Raw genomic sequence first — 22,502 nt, forward strand, 5'->3', positions numbered from 1 at the left:
GCTCGAATCACTGATTCGAATTTTCGCGGGCGCGGGCGCGGGCGGCGACTTGTTGCCCACGGCTCGCGACGGCCAAAATCGTTTTCGAAAACTCGTCCCGAGTCGCTTGGTTGACCTGTGGCAAACGAGCCGCGATGTCCAGCATCGCAGACGGGTTTCGCTCGCTCGCTTCACTGACCTGAGCGATGAACTGTGCCGTCTGCTCGAAGTTGCTGTCCGCGGAACGTCCGATGATGGGGCTCATCGTCCGAGCGATCAAGTCAATGCCCAGACTGTCGAGTTGCACGAAGCAGTCGAGTGTGCCTGAAACTCGGGTGCGTCCGTCCTCGCCTGCCGTGTAAGTCGATTCCAGAACAAAGACACCTTTGCCACGGATTTCGGTCGGCGTCATTTTGCCGTCGTAAGACCCATCCACCACAAAGATGTGTTTGTTGGCATCGCCGTAGACGAGGTCGACTCGGCACAGCGTGCCGACACCATCGCTGGCGTCGAGCTGGTAGGGACCCGTCCGAGTGGATTGAACTTGGGTGATCCCCATCAGATCCCACAGCCCGACCAAGACGTCGGGGTTGCGAGTCAGGAACAGGAACATGTCTCGGTCGCAAGGAACGATCTGCGATGGAAGCCGGCGGAACAGTGTCGGCTTTTCCGCGATGCCCAAAATGCGTTGTTTGGCTTCATCGGTTAGTCGATCCATCGGCAACGCCGCGAGGATCTGTTCTCGATGTGCCATCGATCCCACCCGAGGCGGTCCGGAACCGGGCAGCAACGAAAATCGACGTGTCGACGATTCCGTTGGCGATTGAGCCGATGCGACGCTGCACACCATCACAAGCATCAATGCACTTACAAATTGCAATCGCACCGATCGGCGCGGCAGCAACGTCGTGGTGACACGGTCTTTCGAGAACGAATTGGTTGTCACGCGGGCTCCGACGAGAGAACCATCGGCGGCATTGGCGACCGCGAAGTCTCGAACCAGGGTGTCTCGCGATGATGTGACCGTTTGGCCATGGCGCATTGCAATCCCGGCGCGAGCTCTCACCCGCACCACCCCCGCTGGTATCGGCTGCGATCGAAAACGGCCCGGAGCTTTTGGCTCGAGGCATATTTCGTCGCGAAAAAGATCACTCATGGCGAATGACCATCCAAATTGACCCGGTCGACGTGTGGTCAGTTCCACCAAAACTCACGGCGGACCGGTGCTGTTGACGAGCCGCACGCGAATCGTCACCGCTCCCTTTGTTTCGGTTGTGACGGTGGCGCGACGTGAGAAAAAGACGCCTGGGAGTGACGTTCCCGCCGGGGGGACCGCACCAAGTCGCGAAAAAAGCGGGGTTCGGCCGGTCCCCTTCGCGAAATTGGGTCGCTGCCCGATACTTGGTGCTGAAATCGACCCCACTCAACACAACCTCGGAGTTTCCCGGCAGATGGCCAAGAAAACCATTGATCAAATCGACGTTCAAGACAAAACCGTTCTCATGCGAGTCGACTTCAACGTGCCGTTGGACGAATCGCTCGCCATCACCGATGACCGCCGTATTCGCATGGCGTTGCCCAGCATCAAGAGCGTCATCGACCGCGGTGGCAAAGTGATCCTGATGAGCCACCTGGGACGACCGACTGGTGGTGAAGGCGACGAGAAGTATTCCTTGGCTCCGGCCGCGAAACGTTTGGGTGAATTGCTCGGCAGCACCGTTCACTTCGCGACCGACACTGTCGGAGACGACGCATCGAGCAAAGCAAGCTCGTTGGCCGCTGGCGAAGTTTTGGTGCTGGAAAACTTGCGTTTCAATCCAGGCGAGAAGAAAGGCGACTCAGAGTTCGCTGGCAAGTTGGCCGCGATGGCCGACGCCTACTGCAACGACGCATTCGGCACCTGTCACCGCAAAGACGCATCGATGGTCGCCGTCCCCGAAGCGATGGCTGGCAAGCCTCGCGTGGTTGGGCATTTGGTCGCCAAAGAAATCCAGTACCTCACCGATGCGATCAGCAAACCCGAGCGACCTTTCGTTGCGATCCTGGGTGGAGCCAAGGTCAGCGACAAGATCAACGTGATCAACAACTTGCTCGGCATCTGTGATGCGGTCTTGATCGGTGGTGCGATGGCTTACACGTTTTCGTTAGCCAGTGGCGGTAAAGTCGGCAAGTCATTGGTCGAGAAAGACAAGGTCGAGTTGGCAAAGGAGTTGATGGCAAAGGGTGGCGACAAGCTACAGCTTCCCGTCGACACGCACTGCGGTGACGACTTCGGAAACATCGCTGGTTGCAACAAAAAGGTTGTTGCTGCAGGTGAAATTCCTGACGACATGGAAGGTTTGGACATCGGTCCTGAAACGGCGAAGAAGTACGCAGAGGTCATCAAGTCGGCCAAGACCATCGTCTGGAACGGACCGATGGGCGTGTTTGAAAAACCACCAATGGATGAAGGCACCAAAGCCGTCGCTCAAGCAATCGCCGATGGCGATGCCGTCAGCATCATCGGTGGTGGTGACAGCGCTGCTGCTGTTGATCAACTCGGGTTCGCCGACGATGTCAGCCACGTCAGCACCGGTGGCGGAGCCAGCTTGGCAATGTTGGAAGGCCAAGCCTTCGCAGCCGTCGATTTGCTCGACGAAGCTTGAATAGAAACAAGCTTTCGGGACTGAGTTTCGAGAGTTGGGACGAGCAGGCGGTTGGTTCATCGGCCCGCGACGTAGGTCACGGATTCCGACGATCTCCTCGCCTGCGTCGGGCTGGTGCGGTTGCCGTCAGCCGGATTGGGATCAATCGGCAACCGTGCGAGATCCGAACGGCGGATGTCAGGCCGTCTTACAACGATTTCTGATTTGGCGGCGGGATTGCATTAAACTGGGAAGGACATTCGAGTTCTTCCCTCCCGTGCATTCTCCTTCAGGAGCCCGCCGACCATGCCGAAAACCACTCGCCCAAACAACACCACGTCGCCAGCCAACGGCGACCTCGCCACTGGCGGCGAGGCAACCACCCGCCGCCGTTTCATGAGCACCGGTGCAGCTCTGACCGCGGGAGTCGCTGCTACTTCGGCGGCACGTCCGATTCGCGGGGCGGAGCCCGCTGAGTCGGTGAGCCATTCGCCCAACTCGCACATTCGATTGGCATTGATCGGAGCCGGCGGTCGTGGTTCCGGAGCGATCAATGATTCGCTCAGCATCAACGAAAATGTTTCGCTGGCGGCAATCGCGGACTTGGAAGGTGACAAGCTCGGCAAAATCTGCGAGTCACTTGCCAAGCGACACGGTGACAAGGTCTCCGTCGCTTCCGACAAAATGTATGGCGGCATCGACGCCTACAAACGGATTCTCGATGACCCCGAAATCGATGTGGTGTTGTTCGCCACACCTCCTGGTTTTCGACCACAGTACGTCACCGAAGCGGTGGACGCGGGGAAGCACGTCTTCGCGGAAAAACCAACCTGCGTCGATCCCGCTGGCTACCGCGTTTGTGTGGAAGCGCACGAGAAAGCCGTGGCGAACAAAACCTCGATCGTGACAGGCACCCAGTATCGTCGGCAGACCAATTACGTCGAAGCGATCAAGCGACTGCATGATGGCGCGATCGGCGACATTATCTCTGCAACAGCTCGCTATTGCAGCAATGGGATTTGGAACAAGACTCGCAAAGAAGGCATGAGCGATACCGAGTACCAAATCTACAACTGGATGCACTTCATTTGGTTGTCGGGTGACCAGATCGCTGAGCAAGCGGTTCACAACATCGATGCGATCAACTGGATCATGGGCGGACCGCCTGAATCCGCTTATGGCAGCGGTGGCCGGTTCACTCGTCCCGAAGGCAGCGAGATGTGGGACAGCATGAGCATCGACTACCTCTATCCCGGCAATCGAACCGTTTCATTCAAGTGCCGTCAGATTCCAAATGCCCAAAGTGACAATTCCAATGTCATCTATGGCAGCAAAGGTATCTGCACGATCTACGGACTCAACCGTGGTGCTGAGATCCGAGACAAAGATGGCAACGAAGTGTGGTCAATGAAGGGCGACATTGGTGCGGCCTACAAACAAGAGCACAAGGATTTGGTCGACAGCGTTCGCAATGGCAAGCCAATCGTCGAATTCAAAGAGACAGCGGACAGTTCGTTGACCGCAGTGCTGGGGCGGATGGCCGCTTACACCGGCAAGTTGGTGACGTGGGATTTCGCGGTGAACGAGTCGAAATTGGATCTGTTCCCAGAGAACCTGGACATGAAAGCGTCCCTGCCCGAACCCGCTTACGCGATCCCCGGCAAGACCAAATTGGTCTGACCCAAAGTGGCATAGGCTTCCAGCCTGTGATCCAAACGCTGTGCCCCAAAACTCCGGATTCACGAACGAATCTGGGGTCTTGGGGAGTCACACCATATTCAGCCAACGCAGGCCGGTTTTTGGAGTCAACGGAGTTTGGCTTGCGAAATCGTTCGCCAAACCCATCTTGTTGAGCGGCTGAATCACCTCGTGTCGCCGCGTCGCTCCGAGGCAAGGTAAATTTGCCTGTTTCTAAATGGCCTCCGCCTCGCTCGCCGCTATCAGGCAAGTGCTCAACGGTCGTGCAAACCAGTGTCTATCCCCAAATGATGATCTCAATGCCAAAGCTGGCTTCTTTCTCAATCGCGTGTTGGTTGCTTCTTTCCACATCGAACTGCAGTTGGGCTGCAGAAGAGACGACGATCGTGTCTCCCTCGGGAGATCAGTCGATCCGGTTTTCGCTTCATGATGGGGTGCCGCACTACAGTGTCTCCTTTCGGGACGTCACCATTCTTGACAATTCCAAGCTTTCGCTGGTTCTCGATGGGAGCGGACTCGAGGAACAGTTCGTTGTCGAGAGCAAGCAGACCGAATCTGTAAACGGAAGTTGGGTTCCTGTGGTCGGTTCCAGAGCTTCCTACCCTGATTCTTACAATGCGTGTGTCATTCAACTTCGTGGGGCAACTCAGAAGGCACAACGGCTTGAACTGGCATTCCGGGCATACGACGAAGGGGTCGCGTTCCGCTACACGATTCCTCCGCAAGAAGGGATCGATGAGTTAAAGCTGAAATCGGAAGCGACTCACTTTCAGTTCACGGACGATCACTTTGTTTACTGGGACGATTATCCGCAAGCACGGTATTCCAAGCTGCGACTTTCTGAGATGCCGGAACGCTCGATTCGCCCGCTGCTCGTCGAAGCAGGATCGCATTTTGTGGCAATCGCCGAAGCAGGAAGCCTCGGGCATTACGCCCCCATGATGTTGAATCGATCCGGTAAGAATCAACTGGTCACGCGGTTTCGAAGTGGGACCGTGTCGGCAAGCAAGTCACTGACGACTCCTTGGCGAGTGATCATGGTGGCGGAACAACCTGGGACGTTGGTTGAAAATCATTACCTGCTTCAGAATCTTTCGCCGCCGTCCAAGTTGAGTGACACATCATGGATCAAACCGGGAAAGGTCTGGCGAAGTAGTCTGACGACGGAGGGTGCAAAAGCGATTGTCGACTACGCTGCCGCGAACAATTACCAATACGTGCACTATGACGCTGGTTGGTATGGCCCTGAACGCGACGCGAATTCGGACCCACTGACGGTCATCGATCCGATCGACATGCAGGAAACGATTCGCTATGCGGACCAACACGGTATCGGGTTGATCTGCTACATCAACAAAATTGCCATGTCAGGGTACGACCTCGACAAAACATTTCGGACGTTTCAAAAATGGGGCATTCGCGGGGTCAAGATGGGGTTTGTTGACTGGAAGAGCCAGTCTGACATGGAGTTCTTGTACGCTGCGATCGAGAAAGCTGCGGAATACGAATTGATCGTTGATATCCATGACAACTTTCGGTTGACCGGGATCGAACGCACGTACCCTCATCTTCTGACGGTCGAAGGAATTCTTGGGAATGAGGAGCGTCCGGACAACGGGAATCCGCCGAAGAATGTTCTGACCACATCGTTTGCTCGCATGATCGCAGGGGCTGGCGACTACACACCGTGCTATCTGAATGGTCGAGTTGTCAGTCGTTCATTCCAGCTTGCTTTGGGAGTCGTGTTCTACAGTCCGCTGCAATATCTGCATTGGTACGACCAAGCTCATCAGTATCCTGAGAACCGCTATCCTGAACTTGAATTTTGGAAGGAGATGCCGACGACTTGGGATGACTCGAAGGTCGTTCATGGATCCATCGGGAGCTACATGACGGTCGCCAGGCGGAAAGGTGATCGGTGGTTCGTTGGAACGATTGTCAACGAAGCCCGAAGCCTGGACATCGCGCTCAATTTCTTGGGCCCAGGAGAGTTCGACGCCAAGATCTACGCGGAAGATCCAGACGACAAAAAGCAGGTGGTCATCCAGTCATGCCAGGTCACCTCAGACAGCAAATTGACCGCGACCATGAGCTCTGGAAGCGGATGCGCGATCATGATTTCGCCGATGCTGAACGAGTAATGTCCCGTTTGTTGCTCATTCGGTCGTCTGGCCAGAAGCGATCAAGCTTTGTTGGATCGCGGTGAGAAGGCCGGCGGTGGCTTCGGTTTGGCGGGCCTGGCGGGTGGAACTGCGAAGGACGACTCGTTGAGTTTCAAGTTCGCGGCCGCGTTGTTGCACGGCGACAAAAATCACTCCGTCCAAAGCTGGTGGCGCGTCGGGGCCAAAGTGTCCAGTGATGGCAGCGGCGATCGTGGCGTCGGGGGTGTTTTGCAAGATCGCTGCGGCCATCTGATTGGTTATCTCCTCACTCTCTGCAGTGAACTGCGCCAGATCGATTGTGGTGATTCCCAGCCAAGCTTGCTTGGTGGTTTCGCGATACGTCACGGCACTGCCGCAAAAAACGTTGGACGCACCAGGGACGCTTCCGATCGCCGCGGCGGCTGCGCCACAGGTGCAGCTTTCGGCCAAGATCAATCGGTGCTGCGATTGTTTCAACTGCGAAACCAAATCGGTTGCGACCACTCGCGGGTCAGTCGTCTCGTTCGCCGAGGCACCCGTGGTGGTCATCTCGTCACGTCACTCGATGCAGAGTTTGCCGCCGACGCTTGCACACATTCGCGAACCAAACGCAAAACCTCTTCGCGAACTTCGTCAGGTGACATGCCATCGGTTTGAACCACAATTGCGTCGCTGGCGGCTCGCAATCGTCCAACCGGACGCATCCGGTCTTCCAGATCGCGTTGATTTTGCGCTGCCAAGATTTCTTCCACCGACATTACCCGGCCATTTTCGGCGAGTTGTCGCTGTCGACGTCTGGCGCGCTCTTCTGGCGATGCGGTCAAGAAGATTTTGCAGTGCGCATCGGGGAAGACCTCGGTGCCCTGATCGCGGCCTTCCGTCACGATGTCACGACCCGTCGCGATGCGCCGTTGTTGGGCGGTGATTCGTTCGCGAATTCTGGGAGGGTCGGCCAGGTATCGGATGTGGCTGGTAACCTGCGGCGTTCGGATTTCTTCTGAGATGTCCTGGTTGTCGAGATAGATGCGATCGTCTTGCCAAATCAATTGAGCCGCGTCCGCGAATTCGACCAGCGACTCTACGTCATCCCATGCAATTCCCTGCTGCATCACACCCCATGTCACGGCGCGGTACATCGCACCCGTGTCCAGGAACTCAAATCCGAGTTCACTGGCGACGCGCCGTGCGATGCTGCTCTTGCCTGCTCCGGCTGGGCCATCGATGGTGATGATCATGAGGGGGAACGCTTTGTGATTTGGCGAAGAGAGTTCAATGCGTCTTCGATGTCAGGGCTCGAAGAGACCGCCGAATTCGATTTGATGGATGCGTCAGACGTTTCGGCATTCGGAGGTGCTTTTGAAGATCCGCCGCCGGAGTCCTGGCGAGTTGCGTGAGGCATCGCCGACGCTTGGCCATACCGTAATGAGTAAAACGCATCGGTTAAACGACGCATTGGTCCGAGAGCTTGTGTCCACTCTGGATGGTGATCCGATGTTGCCTGGGTTCGCCCCTCCGAATCGCGAGCGGACGTTGAGCCAGGAGAAGCACTCGCAATCGCGAGTTGCCGAGTGAGTTCTTCGGGCGTTTGGCCGGGACGTCTTTCGATGCCCAGGTTCGAAAGCAGGTCAAGTGCTTCGGCATAAAAAGGGATCGATGGGCGCGGCGCTTTTTGCTGACCATTCTTGCCAAGCTTGCTGCGTAGCCAACGCGGAAAACGGATCTTCAGTCCAATCAATGCCAAAATACTGAGCACGATGGCGATGACCGCACCCTGCCAGGAAAACAGCCTGCCTCCTCCGATGCCTTCCACGTCACCGGAGTTGATCCGCATGGCGAAATCGCGAGTTCGGTCGATCCACGATCGATAAGAGGCGGTCATGGGGGCCAACCCCGGTGTCGACATCAGGGCCGTTTGCTGTCGTTTCGAATCCATCTCGATGACATAGTCGTCCCACAGATCGCGTGCCAGATCGAGCATTTGGTTGCTACCGACTTCCGCCCCATCGATTCCGCCTCCACCCGGGGTCGGATCCAGTCGCAGCCAATAGAAATCGGACCGAGGTTGTCCGTACACCGATGTCCCAACCGGAATGTCCTCGCGAGGGATCAATGCCTCGACCCAAACGTGAGCATGGTTTTGCCGGACGATGAAGTACTGTCCCAGTTCACTGAATTCGTCGGTGTGATAACCAACGACCAGTCGTGCAGGAATGTTCTGGCTTCGCAGCATCATGACCAATGCCGAAGCAAAGTATTGGCAATGCCCTCGTCGATCGGTCGAAAGAAACTGATCGATTGGATCGACACCAACCGTGGTCGAAGGATTGGGTTGCAGCGAGTATCTGAAATCACTGCTGTAGGCCAAGTGTCTTTCCAACGCGTCAGCGATGCCGGCGGTTGTCCGTTTGTTCGGCGGTAAATTGTCAACGATGGAGTTCGCCAGAATCTCAGCGTTAGGAATCAGGACTTGCGGGTATTCCAGCAACTGGTCCATGTAGTTCAGGTCGTTAGCGGTGAGGTCCGACGACGTTTCATCGGATCGAATGGACCTTTCCAACATAGGTGTCTTGTAGGCCATCCATCGGCTTTGAGCACCGTTGCGAAACGCGTGAGTTCCGAAGTGATATTTCACCGGCGGGTACCAAGGCACACCCAGTGCACCGGCCGAGTTTGAACCGCCGGATGAGCTGCGGCGGGTGAACGTCCATTTGCCGCTGAGTTCCACCAGGTCATCACTGCCGGGTGACCAGTGATAAGGTGCAATCGCGAAGAGGTTTTCCGTGCTCATCGATTCGCACGCGATGCGAACGTTGACACGATCGTAAAAGTTTGTGTCGCTAGATCGATCAGGAACAAACTCGGGAGGCAGCGGGCTGGGTGGCGAGGTGGAAACCGAAGTTGCACGCCAAGTTGTTGCAGCCTCGACCAAGTATTGTTCCAGCACCGCGCCGCGAAGATACAAATCGTTGATGGCCGGGTAAGGTTTTTTGGTTTGCCGATCGACCAAATCGACTCGCAGAGCACGCTGGCTGCTCTTTTGCATCTCCTGAATCGTGCCGAAGCGAAGTTCTTCGCTGAATCCGGTCATCGCGACACCTTGCGAGCTCCCCCGGGAAGCATCCACGCGTCGCGGCAGGCCGAAGAAGAACAACGCGGAGAACAGCAACACCGCAGGGAACAGGATCACCGCGACCATCCACGGCAAGTTCACTCCCGCTCGCGCAAGTGAATCCACCGCGGCGGAATTGTTCCACTGAATGTTCGAATCATCGGGCTGGGCGGTCGAAGCCGATGGACGTGCCGCGAGGGTCGCGTTTTGGTCCGGTGATTGAGATTGTTCGACCACGTTGTCCGCAGCCAACAAAGCGATCGCCATGCCACCGCAGATCGACAGCGGGATGAAGAAAATTGCGTAGGCGAATGCATCATTGAACACCGCGGCGACCACGCAGTTGAGCAATGCGAAAATCATCAGTTGCTCAAACAGTCGAGACGTCTTTTCTTGCAGCATCAAAATTGATTGCGCGATGATCAGCAGTTCCGCAACGGCGCTCATTTTGTTGCCGACTTGCATGTCGTTCTGCATGAAGCCGGAGACGCAATAAATTGCAGCGATCGCCATGGCGGCGTACGCGATCACGGCGGGCAACGCGAATAGCTTCATCCAGTCGACAAACAGAAACCCGACGATGCTGAAGAAGATAACGATGATCGGCAAAGATTGAGTTTGTCCGCTGCTGCCGATGACCAATCCCGACAGCATCGTTACCAACGCAAAGGCAAGCTTGGTGCGCAGCCGCAGTGGCGAGTCCGGAATGGACTCGGTGATCGCCTGCAATTCGCGCAGGTTGAGTGCGTCGGTGCGACTCATTTCGTCGTCGGTGATCGAAGCGTCACTCATGAAGTGCCTCATCGGATGATTTTGATGACGAACCTTCGGCAATCCAATTCGCGGCGTCTCGGCCGGACAAATTGACCCAGTTCAGGCGTCCTCTTTGCTGCCATTGTCGCAGGAGTGAGGATTGGTTGTCATCCGAAGCCAAGACTTGGGCCAGCGGTCTGGGACTGAGCACAACCAGATCGGGCAAATGCTTGACCGCTTTGGCGACTTGTTCGAGCGATTGATCCAAGTCAGGCGTGGCGGTGGTTTGAACGCGGGCGAGTATTTGCAACATCCGTCGCAATGCTTCGCGGGACAAACCGCCACCACAGGTTTCGTTTTGTTGGCCGGCGACGCTCAGCATGATTTGGCTGCCCGAACCGCCAAACAATTGAACCACCAACGATGCGGCGAGGCTGATCGCCGTTTCGACGTTTTGGTGAGCGGGATCGTTCTCAGCCGCGGAAGCTGGGCAATAGGAGTCCACCAGAAAACAGATGTCCAAACGTCGTTGTTGTTCGAATTGACGCACCACCAGGTCACCGATTCTCGCTGTGGTTCGCCAGTGGATGTGCCGTCGGCTGTCACCCCGGCGGTATTCGCGAAGGCCGAAGAAAACTTCGTCCGCGTGGCCCTGTCGGTGGGCCGATGATGAAACGTTGCCGACTTTGGTGGGAAGCCGTTGCCGCCAAGACCGAGGCAAATTCAACAAACGCGGGTAAACGTCCACAAACTCTTCTTCGTCGGTCGATTCTCGCCATGCGGTCGACAGAGCGAAGGGGGCGGTTGTGGAGACTCGCCAACGTCCCAATCGGTATCGACCGCGTCGTTCAAAGGTGAGGTCGAGGTAGGCACTGGTGGCCTGATTAGGAAGCAGCAGTCCAACGCCGGTGTGGATCGTGCGGGATTCAATTGCCGCCGTTGCGACGTTGTCGGTTGACTCGATGGCTTGAGTGTCCGCGCCCGTTCGCATGATTTGATCGCTAAGGCAGACCAACCAAAGCGGCATCAATCGATGCTGGTTGCTGACTTGATAGCGAACTCGGGCGGGTTTGCCGGCAAACACTTCGCTGGGAACTCGTCGGTCGACTCGAACGGATTCGATGGTTGATCGACTGACTCGCCACTGCGCCAATAACACCGCCAATGTCATTGCGGCGACAACGATCAGCAGGTTCAATCCGTTGAGCGACCCGCCAAGAAGCCCGAACATACCGATCAGCATGAATTGCCAACCGAGTCGCGTCAGGCGATTGCGAGTGTTGCGTCGCTGGAGGACCATCGTGGTTTAAACCGGCACGGGAATGGGTTCGATCAAATCTGCCAACTGCTGTTCGACAACGGCACGGTTGCCACCTTGGAAGATGCCTTCGGCCAAAACTCGGTGGGCCAGCGAAGGAACCGCCATTTGTTTGATGTCGTCAGGCGTGACATAGTCGCGACCTCGACGAATCGCCATCGCCTGGCAACCTCGGTGGAAGCTGAGCAAACCGCGTGTACTGACGCCAACCTGAAATGCATCGTGATGGCGTGTTGCTTCCACGATGTCCAACAAATAATCCACCAACGATTCGTCCATGCGGACTTCTCCGACGTTTTCTTGAGCAGCAGAAACTTCCGCTGCGCCAACGATCGACTGAAGGTCGTCGACCGGTTCGCCTGATTTGTGCGTTGTCAAAATGTCGCGTTCAACGTTTCGCGACGGATAACCAATCGATGTTCGCAGTAGAAAACGGTCCAGTTGACTCTCGGGCAACGCATAGGTGCCTTCGTATTCAAAAGGGTTTTGCGTGGCCACCACCATGAATGGTTTCGGCAATTCGTGAGTCACGCCATCGACGGTGACTTGCCCTTCACTCATCGCTTCGAGCAACGCCGATTGGGTTCGTGGCGGGGCGCGGTTGATCTCGTCTGCCAAGACGATGTTCGCGAAGATTGGTCCCGGTGCGAATTCAAATTGGCTGGTGTCGGTCCGATAGATCATGCTGCCGGTGATGTCACTGGGCAGCAAGTCAGGTGTGAATTGGAGCCGCGTGAATTTGGCATCCAGGCTTCGCGCGAGCGCTTTGGCGGTCAACGTCTTGCCGACACCGGGAACGTCTTCCAGCAAAACGTGTTCGCCGGCCAGCAACGCAACGACCAACAAATCCACCAGTTCGTCTTTGCCCAAAACGACTTTTGCCAAATTATCGCAGAGGTTTTGACATAAGTCGGACGCGGCCCGAAATGACATATGGTCGACCGTGAATTGTGAGCGAAGGAAGAAGGAGCGAAGAACTCGTCTGAGGAGAACTGTATGCTAGTGGCTCTGGGAAAGCTTTTCTATCGGCCTGATCTTCAGGGGCCGAGCATGTCCACCTTGTTCGTCATCTCGGGTGAACATCGCGTTTTTGATTCTTTTAGGCGTATTGTCAGCGGTGATCGAAGTTGCGCGAGTGTCATGTTGAGCACGCGGACTTGTGCCCAAAACGAGAAACTTGAAGGGGAGACTCTTTCGCCTTGATCAGGTGAAATGTCGTGTGGGTGAGAAGCAAGCTCGATGGAGTGGAGACTCTGGAGCAGTCTCATCGCGAGTCAGCCCGTACGAGTCCATTCAATGGTGACCATCTGATGAACGACGGTCGATCGATTCCCGATTGCGATGTTTCCGAAATTGAAAACGTTTCGGGATCCGAGGCAAATGCCAGTTCGAATCCAGCCGGTCCGGATGTCCCCCATCAAGAACTGGATGCGAAGGACGATTTTGCCCCAGAGGAGGTGAACTCACCGGCCGACGATTCGACTCGCGACTTGGTTCAGTTGTGCTTGCTTCCTGGGCTGGGGCCACGGACGTTGACGTCTTTGATGGAAGCGTTTGGCTCGGCGCGTGCGATATTGAATGCGGATAAGAATTCGTTGGCGTCGGTTCACGGTGTGGGGCCAAAGTTGGCGCACGTGATCGATACGGCGAGCGATCACGTTGATATCGAGGACGTGTTCGCGTGGTGCGCCGCCATGGATGTCAACATTCTCAGGCGGGGTCAGGCGTCTTATCCGGCGGCGATGGAAGAACTCGATGACGCTCCACCGCTGATGTTTTGTCGTGGCTCGATTTTGCCTCGCGACACGATTTCGGTTGCGATTGTTGGAACTCGGCATGCGACAGCGTATGGATTGCAGCAAACTCGTCGCATCGCGATGGATTTGGCCCGGGCCGGTGTGACGATCGTTAGCGGGTTGGCTCGAGGTGTCGACACGGCGGCTCATCGGGCGGCACTGGAGGCCGAGGGTCGAACGATCGCTGTCCTCGGTGGCGGGCTGGGGAAAATTTATCCGGCCGAGAATTCACCTCTGGCAGACAAAATTTCCGAGCATGGGGCCGTCATCAGCGAGTACGCACCGATGGCCCAACCCCGTGGCGGAATGTTTCCGCAACGCAATCGAATCATCGCGGCTTTGGGGCAAGCCACCCTGGTCATCGAGGCTCCCATGCGAAGCGGATCGCTGATCACGGCTCGCCTGGCGTCCGAGCTGGGGCATTCGGTTGGTGCCTTGCCTGGCCAAGTGAATAGTCGGGCGTCGCAGGGGTGTCATCATCTGATTCGGGACGGTGCGACGTTGGTTCAGCACGCCGATGATGTGTTGGAATTGCTGGGGCCTTTGAGCGGAAACGTCTCTCTGGCAACGGCGGTTGAGGGTGGTGACGTTGTTCGGGACGGTCGCGAAATGACGCTCAATGACGTCGAGCGGCAGGTGCTCGCTGCGGTGGGGACATCTGGCACGGCAATCGACGAAGTGACGCTCAGCAGTGGGCTTCCCGCATCCCGCGTCAACGCGATTGTCAGTATTTTGGAGATGAAACGGTTTGTTCGCCGCTTAAGCGGTCAGTATGTGTCGCGGATCTGAGAAGGTTGACAGTTCGGGCCTGCAGCGCTATTCTCCCGCCTTGGTTCCAAGCCCCCGTTCGTGGCTGTTCACCGAAGGTCCTCGCGACGCTGACTTGGCGGCGGTGTTTCATTTCGCCCCAATGTGGCTTCATCTGCGATGGTGAACGACACTTACGATTCAATCTCAACCGTTTCTTTCGATTCGATCGCCGCAATGTTTTGACCGATGGCTAGGTCACTCGTGAGAGAGATTTTGCCACGCGCGCATTCGAATCGTCCCACGATGCTAGCAAAGCGACCGACATCCGATGACTGTTGATCTGGACGCAATCGCCCAACGCGGGCGATGCGAGGTCTCGAGTTTACGCCTGGCCCTGCCACTGATTGAGCAAGGTTACACGCCCCCGTTTCTCTCGCGATATCGTCGTGACGAACTCGGGGATATCGACGAGGCCAGTCTGTGGAACCTCGCACATGCGGTGCGAACGCAGAAAAAACTCGATGAATATCGATCTGATCTACAAGAAGCCTGGAAGCAAACTCCGCTGGCGGATCCCGCTATCGGACGAGCGATCGGCAACGCACAGTCCAAGCGTCTGCTTGATCGGCTGAGTCGCCGGGTCAAATTGGAAACGGGCGAATCGGCAAACCTGGCCCAGCGTTTGGCCGTTCGCACGCTCAACCCACAAAAGGGCGATGGCGAAGACCTAAAGGCTTTGGCGGAGTCCTTGGCTGCCGAACCAGCCGCAGTAGAAACCACGGCCGAGGGCGAAGCAGCCTCACCAGAGCCCGCCTCGAACGATGTCGACGGTGCGTTGGCAAAGCTGGATGCGACCATCGCCAAACGCTTGATCGGCGATCCGCGAATTGTCGGTGCCGCGGTCCGTTGGCTTTCTCGCAACGCGAAAATTCGCGTGATGGAAGTTCACGATCCTCACATTCAGGCCGACGACGACTCATCGGAATCGTCTGATCCTCAGCCCAAAGCCCAAAAGTCGGCTGCTCCTGCAAAGGACCAACCCGAAGCGGCCGCCGAGACGAAAGTTTCGGAAGCTCCCGCCTCGGCTGCCGCGACCGAGACCGCCGAAGCAACTCCAGCAGCAGATGCCCCTGCTGCTGAAAGTGCTGCTGCTGAAGGTGCCGCTCCGGAAGCAAACGCCACCGAAGCCGCCAGCAGTCCGGAAACGCCAACCGCGGAAGCAGCCCAAACGCCAGCCAGCGAGCCGGTTGCTGAGGCCGCCCCGGCGGAACAAGCTGCTCCGACCGAGCCAGCCGACGCAGAAGCTCCCGCTGAGCAACCTTCCGCTGAGCAGCCTGCTGCAGCGGCAACACCGACTGCCGAAGCACTTGCCCCAGCGGCGGAATCAGCCGAATCGACCGAGCAGCCTGCCTCGGACAAGCCAGCTGCCTCGGTGACCAAGCAGGCACCAGCAGCCAAAGCGGCCCCGGCAAAAGCGAAAGCCAAGAAATCGAAGAAGATTTCTCCTCGGCAACGTCGCCGCCGCTGGTTGGTCAGCACGCTCAAGCCGCTTGCCGGGAAGAGTATGCCCGCCAACAAGCTCAGCTCGTTCCAATTGGTGATGCTCGGGCGTGCCCTGCGAAGCCAAGTGGCCCAGTGTGCGTTTGATTACGACGCAGCGAAGTTGGTCGCGGAATTGCAAAAGACCGCCGCCGGATTCAACCGCCCGTTGGCGGATCGTTTGTCCGGGTTGGTGCTCGAAAACGAAGCCATCATTCGCGACGCGGCCGAAGCGGCATGGTGGGACGAATTGCAGGAGCAGGCTTCTGCACGATTGGTTTCCATCGCCGCCGACAACTTGCATTCGCAAATCAACCGTGGCGGCGTCGAAGCCAAAGTGGTGATGTCGATCGATGCCGTTGGCCCTCGTACCGCCGCCACTTCGATCGTCTCATCGGACGGACGTCTGCTTCACAGCGAAGACATTCCGTGTCAATTGTCCGCCGCCATGCGGACGTTGGCCGTGACAAAGATGGGCGAGCTGATTCATGCTCACCACGTCGATCTGATCGTGATCAGCAACGGTCCCGCACGCCGGGCTTGCATGATCGCGGTTGGCGAACTGATCAAGCAATCAGCGGACAAATCGGTTCGTTGGACTTTGGCTGACCGCAGCGGCGCAGACGCGTATGCCGGTGGGCCGGCCGGCGATCAAGAAATGAAATCGACTCCGCGTCGATTCCGAGCGGCCGCCTGGATCGCTTTTTCTGCGATGCAGCCTGCTCAAGCATTGGTCAAAGTCGATCCGCTGAAGTTGCGACTCGGTTCGTTCCAACGCGAATTGTCCGATGACGCGGTTTTGTCAGCACTCGAAGACGTGATGGTCAGCGGTGCTGCCCGAGGCGGCGTGGATGTCAACTCAACCGCGACGACCTGGATGCAGCGATTGCCCGGCATCACGCCTGATATCTCTCAAGCCATTGATGAACGTCGTCGTGAGAAGCTGATTGCGTCCCGCGAAGATTTGGCGACCGCGGTCGAATGGCCATCCGTCGTGAATTCTCGTCAAGCGATGCCGTTCCTGCGAGTTTTCGCTAGCGAAGAAACGCTCGATGGAACATTGATTCATCCGGATGACTATCCACTCGCAAAGAAGCTCGCCACCGCTTTGAATGTCGAGCTGCCGCCAGACCGTCCGCCAGCTTACGAACTGCCTGACTACAGCACGCCTGCACCGGCTCCTGCTCCCGCTGCGGTGGAAGCACCCGCGGAAGCGACCAGCGAAGCAGTCCCCGCCGCTGAAGAAACGGCAGCAGACGGTGCCGAGTCAGAAAACGCCGCCAGTGCATCTTCCGCTGAGTTGTCAGCGGAAACCTCGCCGGAATCGACCGAAGCTCCTGCTTCGGATGCTTCCAGCGAAGAACCAGTCGCGGAAGCCAGTTCGGACGAAACCCCCGCCGACGATGCCCCCGCACCGGAAGCCGTGGCCGAATCAGCAGAATCCGCTGCAAGCGATAGTGAGGCCAGTGAAGAGCCCGCAGTGGCAGGTGGCGATGCAGCCGAAACCAAGGCTGAAGCGGACGCTCCCGCGGCACCCGCCGCACCGGAGCCCGTTCGTCGTCCGATGCCGGAACGTGCCGCTGTCGACAAGCTGATCAAGGAATGGCAAATCGGAAAACGGCGTTCGCATCAATTGGTTCGTTGGTTGTGCGATCCGTTCGGCGAAGGAGCTTCCGAGGGCGAAGCACCGGCCGTGATGACAGCAATGCCATCACTGTCTGAACTCAAGCAAGGCGATCAAGTCATCGGCGTGGTCGTCGGTGTAATGCCGTTCGGCGTGTTCATTGAGTTGTCGCCCGACTGCAGTGGCTTGATCCACGTCAGCCGCATCTCGGACAGCTACGTCGAGGATTTGCACGAAGCCGTTCAAGTCGGTGACGTTATCACCGCTTGGGTGACAGGGACGGATGCGAAGCGTCGCCGAGTGGCACTCAGTGCGATCTCGCCCGAACGCGAAGCGGCAATGGAGTCGCGACGCCAGAACGAACGCGGTGGGCGTGGCCCCGGCGGTCGCGGTCAACGCGGCGGCCAAGGCGGTGCTCAAGGTACTGGGCAAGGTCAACGTTCGGAATCGGCACCACGTGGTCGTGGTGGACAGTCCGGAGGCGATGGACGCACCGGTCAAGGTGGACAACGCGGCGGTCCAGGTCGTGGACAGGGGCAAGGTCGTGGTGCCCAAGGCGGACGTGGCGGCAAGCCAGGTGGTCGTCCCGGCGGACGCGATGGTGGCCGAGGCGGTCGCGGTCGTGGACCAAAGAAACCAGAAGTTTATGAAGTGATCGGCAAGGATCCTGAGAAGCCAAAGATCAGCGATGCGATGGCCAAAGGCGATGAGCCCATGCGATCCTTCGGCGATCTGATGCAAATGTTCAGCAAGGAGAAAGGTCAAACGACTCCTTCTGCGGACAAAAAGCCAGCCGCGAAGCCACCTGCTGCAGAGAAGCCGGTTGCCGAAAAGCCAGCAGAAGTGAAGCCGGCTGACACTGCACCTGCGGACGCGCCGAAGGCCGAGGCTCCAGTTGCCGAAGCATCGAAACCAGCCGCTTCTGAGGGAGACGAATGAGCGACGACTTTCAGTCTCGATTGGAATCGGCCATCGCTCGTGGACGCCGGCGCGCGGAGCATGAAGCTTCGCAGGAGCGGCAGAAGGAGATGTCCGAGGAAGAGCTGAAACGACTTCACACGTCGTATCGTTTGTCCTTGTCAGAACAAATTGAAACTGCCGTGCGTCGCGTGGCAGATCACTTTCCCGGTTTCCGCTACGAATCTGTCTTCGGCGAAGAAGGCTGGGGTGCGGCCTGTTACCGAGATGATCTGAGGCTCGATGCCGGGCGTCGCACCAATCTGTACAGCCGTTTGGAATTGGTCATTCGGCCGTACAGCGATTTGAGAGTGCTGGACTTGAAGGGCAAAGGCACGGTCATGAACCGTGAGCTATTCAATCGCACGCACTACACCAAAATCGCGGAAGTGGAAACGGAAGATTTTAGCCAATTGATCGACTCCTGGGCGATCGAATACGCCGAGATGTATTCCGCCAAAAGCTCGACGTCTTGAGCGTTCGCTGAGCACTCTTCGCACGCGATCGACTGGCTTCGGTCCGGACCAATCTCGTTCATCTGAACCGCATGTTCGCCCACCGGCTTGTTGATTTAACGAGCCGTACCGCGTTCGCGGCGGTGAAACAGATGCCAACCGGTGCTAACGCCCATCGGCTCATTGTTGTCATTCGGTATCCGACCGAATCAACAGCTTGCTAGGTCGATTGTTCCTGGGTGACATTCTTTGCCACCTGCATTCGAGCGTGCGTCGGCAGGTGGTTCTTGCCAATTCTTCCGTCGGCTTTGCCCCATCCGAGCGGACGGTTTTGATGTTGCACAATCAGCCACCCGCGGAGATCCGTGGGGACCGTGCCGCCTGCTAGAAAGGTCGCGGCTTCGGTATCGTCCAGTTCGATGCGTGCGGCGTTCACGGTCAAAGGATCACTCGTGTGTCTCAGTGCGCACGCATGGGACGGTTTCCAAGTTTGTCCGGTACGGTGGGCGACTTCCGGGCCAATCGTCCAGTCTTGTTTGACCCACTCGGGAGCACCTTTGCAGAACGCTTCTGCGATCCAGTCTCGTTGCCGAAAGAACACTGAGCCTTCTGTGTCGGCTTCCGACGGGGATACACCGAGGACGGATTGGATCAGTTCATCGCAGTCGGAATCCAGTGGTTGCTCTGATCGCAACACGCCTCGACGAAGCAGCCAAGGATCTTCTGAGAATTCAGCGGCTTCTTCGGATTCGCCCACGACGATTGGTTTGGTCAATCGAGCCGCAAACGCACCAGCACATTCATCGCGATGCGGCCATACTCGGTAACCGCAATCGGCGAGCGGGCTTTGGTAGTCGCTCAAAGTCGAAACGGGAAATGGTTGCATCTCCAATTCCCGAATCATCCAATCGATTTGATCTTCGTTTTCCGCGACGGCAAAGGTGCATGTGCTGTAGACGATCGTTCCGCCAGGTCGTAGCAGTTTGTGAGCGGCTGCGAGGATTCGTTGTTGGCGTGCAGCATTCGTCGCTACCATCGATTCGTTGACGGCGCCTTTGGATTGCCGGCCTCGTGATAGCAAGGCTTGGCCGCTGCAAGGAGCGTCGATCAAAATCGTGTCGAAGACGCCCGGTAACTTCTCCGCGAGAGCATCCGGGTCTTCGCTGCTGATCGCGTACCGATCGGATCCCGTGCGAGACAAGTTGTACGCTAGCGGCGCGACCCGTGAACGGATCGGTTCGTTGGCGAGCAAGAAGCCGTCGTCGCCGATGGCTTCCAAGAGACCAGTCGCTTTTCCGCCGGGAGCTGCGCAAAGATCACAAACCAGTTGTCCAGACAGCGAATCGGTATGAGCTTCAGCGGCTGCGAGAGCGAGAAGTGATCCAGCGTCTTGCAAGTAGAAATCACCTGCGGCGAAGTCAATGGAACGTGAGGCGTGAAAGCCATCCGGTATCGCAAGAGCCAGTGGGTACCAAGGCACATCAATTGGGTTCAGCGAATCGGCGTCACTGTGGCTGAATCGAAACGCATCGGTGCGATCTCGACGAACTCGCATCACATTCGCGTGACGCTGGCTCATCGCCGCGGCGAGCCGCTCCTGCTCATCTTTTGGTAATTCAATGGGTGCGATCGCCGCGGAGACCTGCTCCGCGTCAAGCTCGACCGGTTTGCGATTGGCGGATGGTTTGGAAGATGCCGACGATTTGCGGCTGGCTTTCTTTGAGCCTTTTCGAGACCGGCTCACGTTCGTGTGATCTTGTTCCAGATGGACATCACTAACGACAGCGTCATCGCGATCACGAGCGGCGAGGTGAAGGTGAACATGATGAACAGCACCTGTGCGAGGCTGCCCGAGTCATCTTCGGGAGGTTTGGCACCCATCCAAATTGCAAAGTCGGTTTGAACGCTCGGAACTCGAGACGCATAAAACAACCCTGCCAGAAAGACGGCGCTGATCAGGACCAGCAGCAGCGACACGGCGATGCTGACTTGCGGCCGTGATGCACCGCGTGACGGTGTCCTGGGGTCGGGCGGATGAATGGAGTCGGCTTCAGTCATTAAAAATGCCAGACCCAAAGTTGTCGAAAGGATCCGAGTTCTCTTGCGGCGAGGCGTCGGGTTTCGCTCCTCCAGCGTCGCGGTTTGGCGAATTGGTCACGGTCGAACCACGAGACCCACCGCCACGACGATGAAGATGGGGTTGAGGGATGCGTTTTTCATCGCCTTGCTCGCCACGAACGATCAGTGTCTCTGAATCGTTTTCTGTTGCGTCGGTGCGGTCGGAACTCTCGTTGGATGCTGACGCGGAATCGCCCGAGGAAGAATTGGCGTAATCGGCTTCGTCGTAGTCTCCGGCGTCAAAGTCGTCCTCGTAACGGCTTCGGTAACCGGGTTGCTGCGATCGATCGAGTTCGGCTTCGAATTCTTCGATCACCGCCTGCTGAATCATTTCGCGGCACTCACTGTTAATCGGGTGCGCGACATCCGCGTAGAGCTTTTGAGGCGAGTTCGCGTTTTGGCCGCTCAGCTTGGCGCCACAATGGTTGCAGTAGGTTGCTCGCAAGTGGTTCTTCGAACTGCAACGCCCGCAGTGGCCGGTCAACTTTCGGCTGGGCATCGCGACGAAGGGGCCGCTCGTACCGTCGATGATTTTCAGATCACGAACGACGAATGATTGATCAATGGTGATCGAGCAAAACGCCCGTAGACGATCCTCCGAACTTTCCATCAGCTTGATGCGAATCTCGGTAATTTCCACGACGTACCCCTATGCGATGTGGATCTCCGACGGCACCACACAACTCATAACCGGTCGGATCAATGCGCCGCCCGGAAAAGTCGAACGCAAAGTTTCAGCAGCGATTGCTGCTTGTTGCGACGAGTCTGCCAAAGCGAAGCAAGCCGAACCGCTGCCCGTCATGTGGCAATGTGTCAGTCCAGCCTTCGACAGACATTCTAGGGCGGGATCGATGCGCGATGAAAGCCCGCGTGCGGGCGCTTGCAAGGCGTTATGCAATGAAAACTCGGATTCCGCTGCGATTCCTTGCAAAGCACGCAATAATTCGTTGCTAGATTGGGGAGAATCGGGGACTTGGCACCTTGAATAGACTTGTGCGGTCGAAACACTCGCCGCTGGGTAAATGACGACTGCGTGCAGTGGATTGGCTAATGTGAAGAAGTTCAATTTCTCACCACGTCCGGTTGCATGTGCGCATTGAACCAAACGGTCGGCTTGCAGATCACCTAAGAAAAATGGGACGTCACTTCCAATTTCCGCTGCTAAAGAAAGAAGCGTCTCATTCTTAAGCGTTTCGGGCAGGTCCGATTGCGTCTCACGAGCGGCGGCCCATCCCAATTGCAACGCCGACGCAGCATCGCTGCTGGCGCCACCCATTCCCGCCCCGCTTGGAATGTTTTTGTTCAGTTGAACTTCCCAGCCGCCGTCTAACCTCAGCGTTTCAGTGAGACGATTGAGAGCACGCACGACCAGGTTTTTGTCATCGGTCGGGACCAGTAGCAATTCGTTGTCTTCGTCGACTTGCAATTCTGCAGCGACCGAAGTTCGTCCATCCGTCCAATCAACCGAAAGTTGGACACCGGGATTCGTGGTGCGACGGACATGAAGTTCATCTCGCCAATCGATCGCGACCATCACGGTATCCAGTTCATGAAAACCGTCGTCGCGACGTGCCAAGAGTTCGAGGAAGAGATTGAGTTTGGCGGGAGGCGACGTGGAATACCAGCGAGATTCGGTCACTT

16 protein-coding genes are annotated in these 22,502 nt (G+C 57.2%); 6 read left to right on the top strand and 10 right to left on the bottom strand.

What is annotated here, in order from left to right; all coding sequences use genetic code 11:
- Positions 1-7: 7 nt before the first annotated feature.
- Positions 8-1,021, bottom strand: a complete 1,014-nt coding sequence (locus RB_RS21685) for a hypothetical protein (protein ID WP_164922338.1) — start codon at positions 1,019-1,021, stop codon at positions 8-10.
- Between the two features lie 409 nt (positions 1,022-1,430).
- Between RB_RS21685 and RB_RS21690 the strand changes: the two genes are divergently transcribed.
- From RB_RS21690 to RB_RS21700, 3 genes are all read left to right on the top strand, one after another.
- On the top strand, positions 1,431-2,624 hold the full coding sequence (locus RB_RS21690; protein ID WP_011122791.1) for a phosphoglycerate kinase: 1,194 nt from the start codon (positions 1,431-1,433) through the stop codon (positions 2,622-2,624).
- A 285-nt stretch (positions 2,625-2,909) separates the two neighbouring features.
- Positions 2,910-4,283 carry a Gfo/Idh/MocA family protein gene (locus RB_RS21695; RefSeq protein ID WP_011122793.1) on the top strand — a complete coding sequence of 458 codons (1,374 nt, stop codon included), beginning with the start codon at positions 2,910-2,912 and terminating at the stop codon, positions 4,281-4,283.
- A gap of 308 nt (positions 4,284-4,591) precedes the next feature.
- Positions 4,592-6,442 (top strand): glycoside hydrolase family 97 protein, encoded by a 1,851-nt coding sequence (locus tag RB_RS21700; RefSeq protein ID WP_390175299.1) that lies wholly within the window; start codon positions 4,592-4,594, stop codon positions 6,440-6,442.
- 15 nt (positions 6,443-6,457) lie between these two features.
- Here RB_RS21700 and RB_RS21705 read toward each other — a convergent pair whose 3' ends face one another.
- The 5 genes from RB_RS21705 to RB_RS21725 are packed head-to-tail and all read right to left on the bottom strand — an operon-like array spanning position 6,458 to position 12,507.
- Positions 6,458-6,991, bottom strand: coding sequence for a CinA family protein (locus RB_RS21705; protein WP_011122795.1), 534 nt, complete (start codon positions 6,989-6,991; stop codon positions 6,458-6,460).
- Positions 6,988-7,677, bottom strand: coding sequence for a (d)CMP kinase (gene cmk, locus RB_RS21710; RefSeq protein WP_011122796.1), 690 nt, complete (start codon positions 7,675-7,677; stop codon positions 6,988-6,990). The genes RB_RS21705 and cmk overlap by 4 nt, the downstream gene beginning before the upstream one ends.
- Complete coding sequence (locus RB_RS21715; RefSeq protein ID WP_164922339.1) at positions 7,674-10,343, bottom strand: transglutaminase TgpA family protein; 2,670 nt, start codon at positions 10,341-10,343, stop codon at positions 7,674-7,676. Before RB_RS21715 ends, cmk begins: the two co-directional genes overlap by 4 nt.
- On the bottom strand, positions 10,336-11,604 hold the full coding sequence (locus RB_RS21720; RefSeq protein WP_011122798.1) for a DUF58 domain-containing protein: 1,269 nt from the start codon (positions 11,602-11,604) through the stop codon (positions 10,336-10,338). Before RB_RS21720 ends, RB_RS21715 begins: the two co-directional genes overlap by 8 nt.
- 6 nt (positions 11,605-11,610) lie before the next feature.
- Positions 11,611-12,507: an AAA family ATPase gene (locus RB_RS21725; protein WP_007334387.1), complete on the bottom strand. Its 897-nt coding sequence runs from the start codon at positions 12,505-12,507 to the stop codon at positions 11,611-11,613.
- A 425-nt stretch (positions 12,508-12,932) separates the two neighbouring features.
- Between RB_RS21725 and dprA the strand changes: the two genes are divergently transcribed.
- From dprA to RB_RS21740, 3 genes are all read left to right on the top strand, one after another.
- Positions 12,933-14,207 (top strand): DNA-processing protein DprA, encoded by a 1,275-nt coding sequence (gene dprA, locus RB_RS21730; protein WP_164922340.1) that lies wholly within the window; start codon positions 12,933-12,935, stop codon positions 14,205-14,207.
- Positions 14,208-14,496: 289 nt separating this feature from the next.
- Positions 14,497-18,270: a S1 RNA-binding domain-containing protein gene (locus tag RB_RS21735; protein WP_011122803.1), complete on the top strand. Its 3,774-nt coding sequence runs from the start codon at positions 14,497-14,499 to the stop codon at positions 18,268-18,270.
- Complete coding sequence (locus RB_RS21740) at positions 18,267-18,764, top strand: hypothetical protein (RefSeq protein WP_007324288.1); 498 nt, start codon at positions 18,267-18,269, stop codon at positions 18,762-18,764. The genes RB_RS21735 and RB_RS21740 overlap by 4 nt, the downstream gene beginning before the upstream one ends.
- A gap of 199 nt (positions 18,765-18,963) precedes the next feature.
- Here the strand turns inward: RB_RS21740 and RB_RS21750 are convergent, their stop codons facing one another.
- The 4 genes from RB_RS21750 to ispE are packed head-to-tail and all read right to left on the bottom strand — an operon-like array spanning position 18,964 to position 22,500.
- On the bottom strand, positions 18,964-20,487 hold the full coding sequence (locus tag RB_RS21750) for a methyltransferase RsmF C-terminal domain-like protein (RefSeq protein WP_011122805.1): 1,524 nt from the start codon (positions 20,485-20,487) through the stop codon (positions 18,964-18,966).
- The gene (locus RB_RS21755) at positions 20,484-20,801 is read right to left on the bottom strand and encodes a hypothetical protein (protein WP_037225524.1); all 318 of its coding nucleotides are present in this window, start codon (positions 20,799-20,801) and stop codon (positions 20,484-20,486) included. The genes RB_RS21750 and RB_RS21755 overlap by 4 nt, the downstream gene beginning before the upstream one ends.
- A complete protein-coding gene (locus RB_RS21760) occupies positions 20,794-21,501 on the bottom strand; it encodes a SpoVG family protein (protein WP_011122807.1) in 708 nt (235 codons plus the stop codon). Before RB_RS21760 ends, RB_RS21755 begins: the two co-directional genes overlap by 8 nt.
- Before the next feature lie 9 nt (positions 21,502-21,510).
- Entirely contained in the window at positions 21,511-22,500 is a 990-nt protein-coding gene (gene ispE, locus RB_RS21765) for a 4-(cytidine 5'-diphospho)-2-C-methyl-D-erythritol kinase (RefSeq protein ID WP_011122808.1), read from the bottom strand.
- Positions 22,501-22,502: the final 2 nt, after the last annotated feature.

Source organism: Rhodopirellula baltica SH 1 (genome assembly GCF_000196115.1).
Lineage (GTDB): Bacteria > Planctomycetota > Planctomycetia > Pirellulales > Pirellulaceae > Rhodopirellula > Rhodopirellula baltica.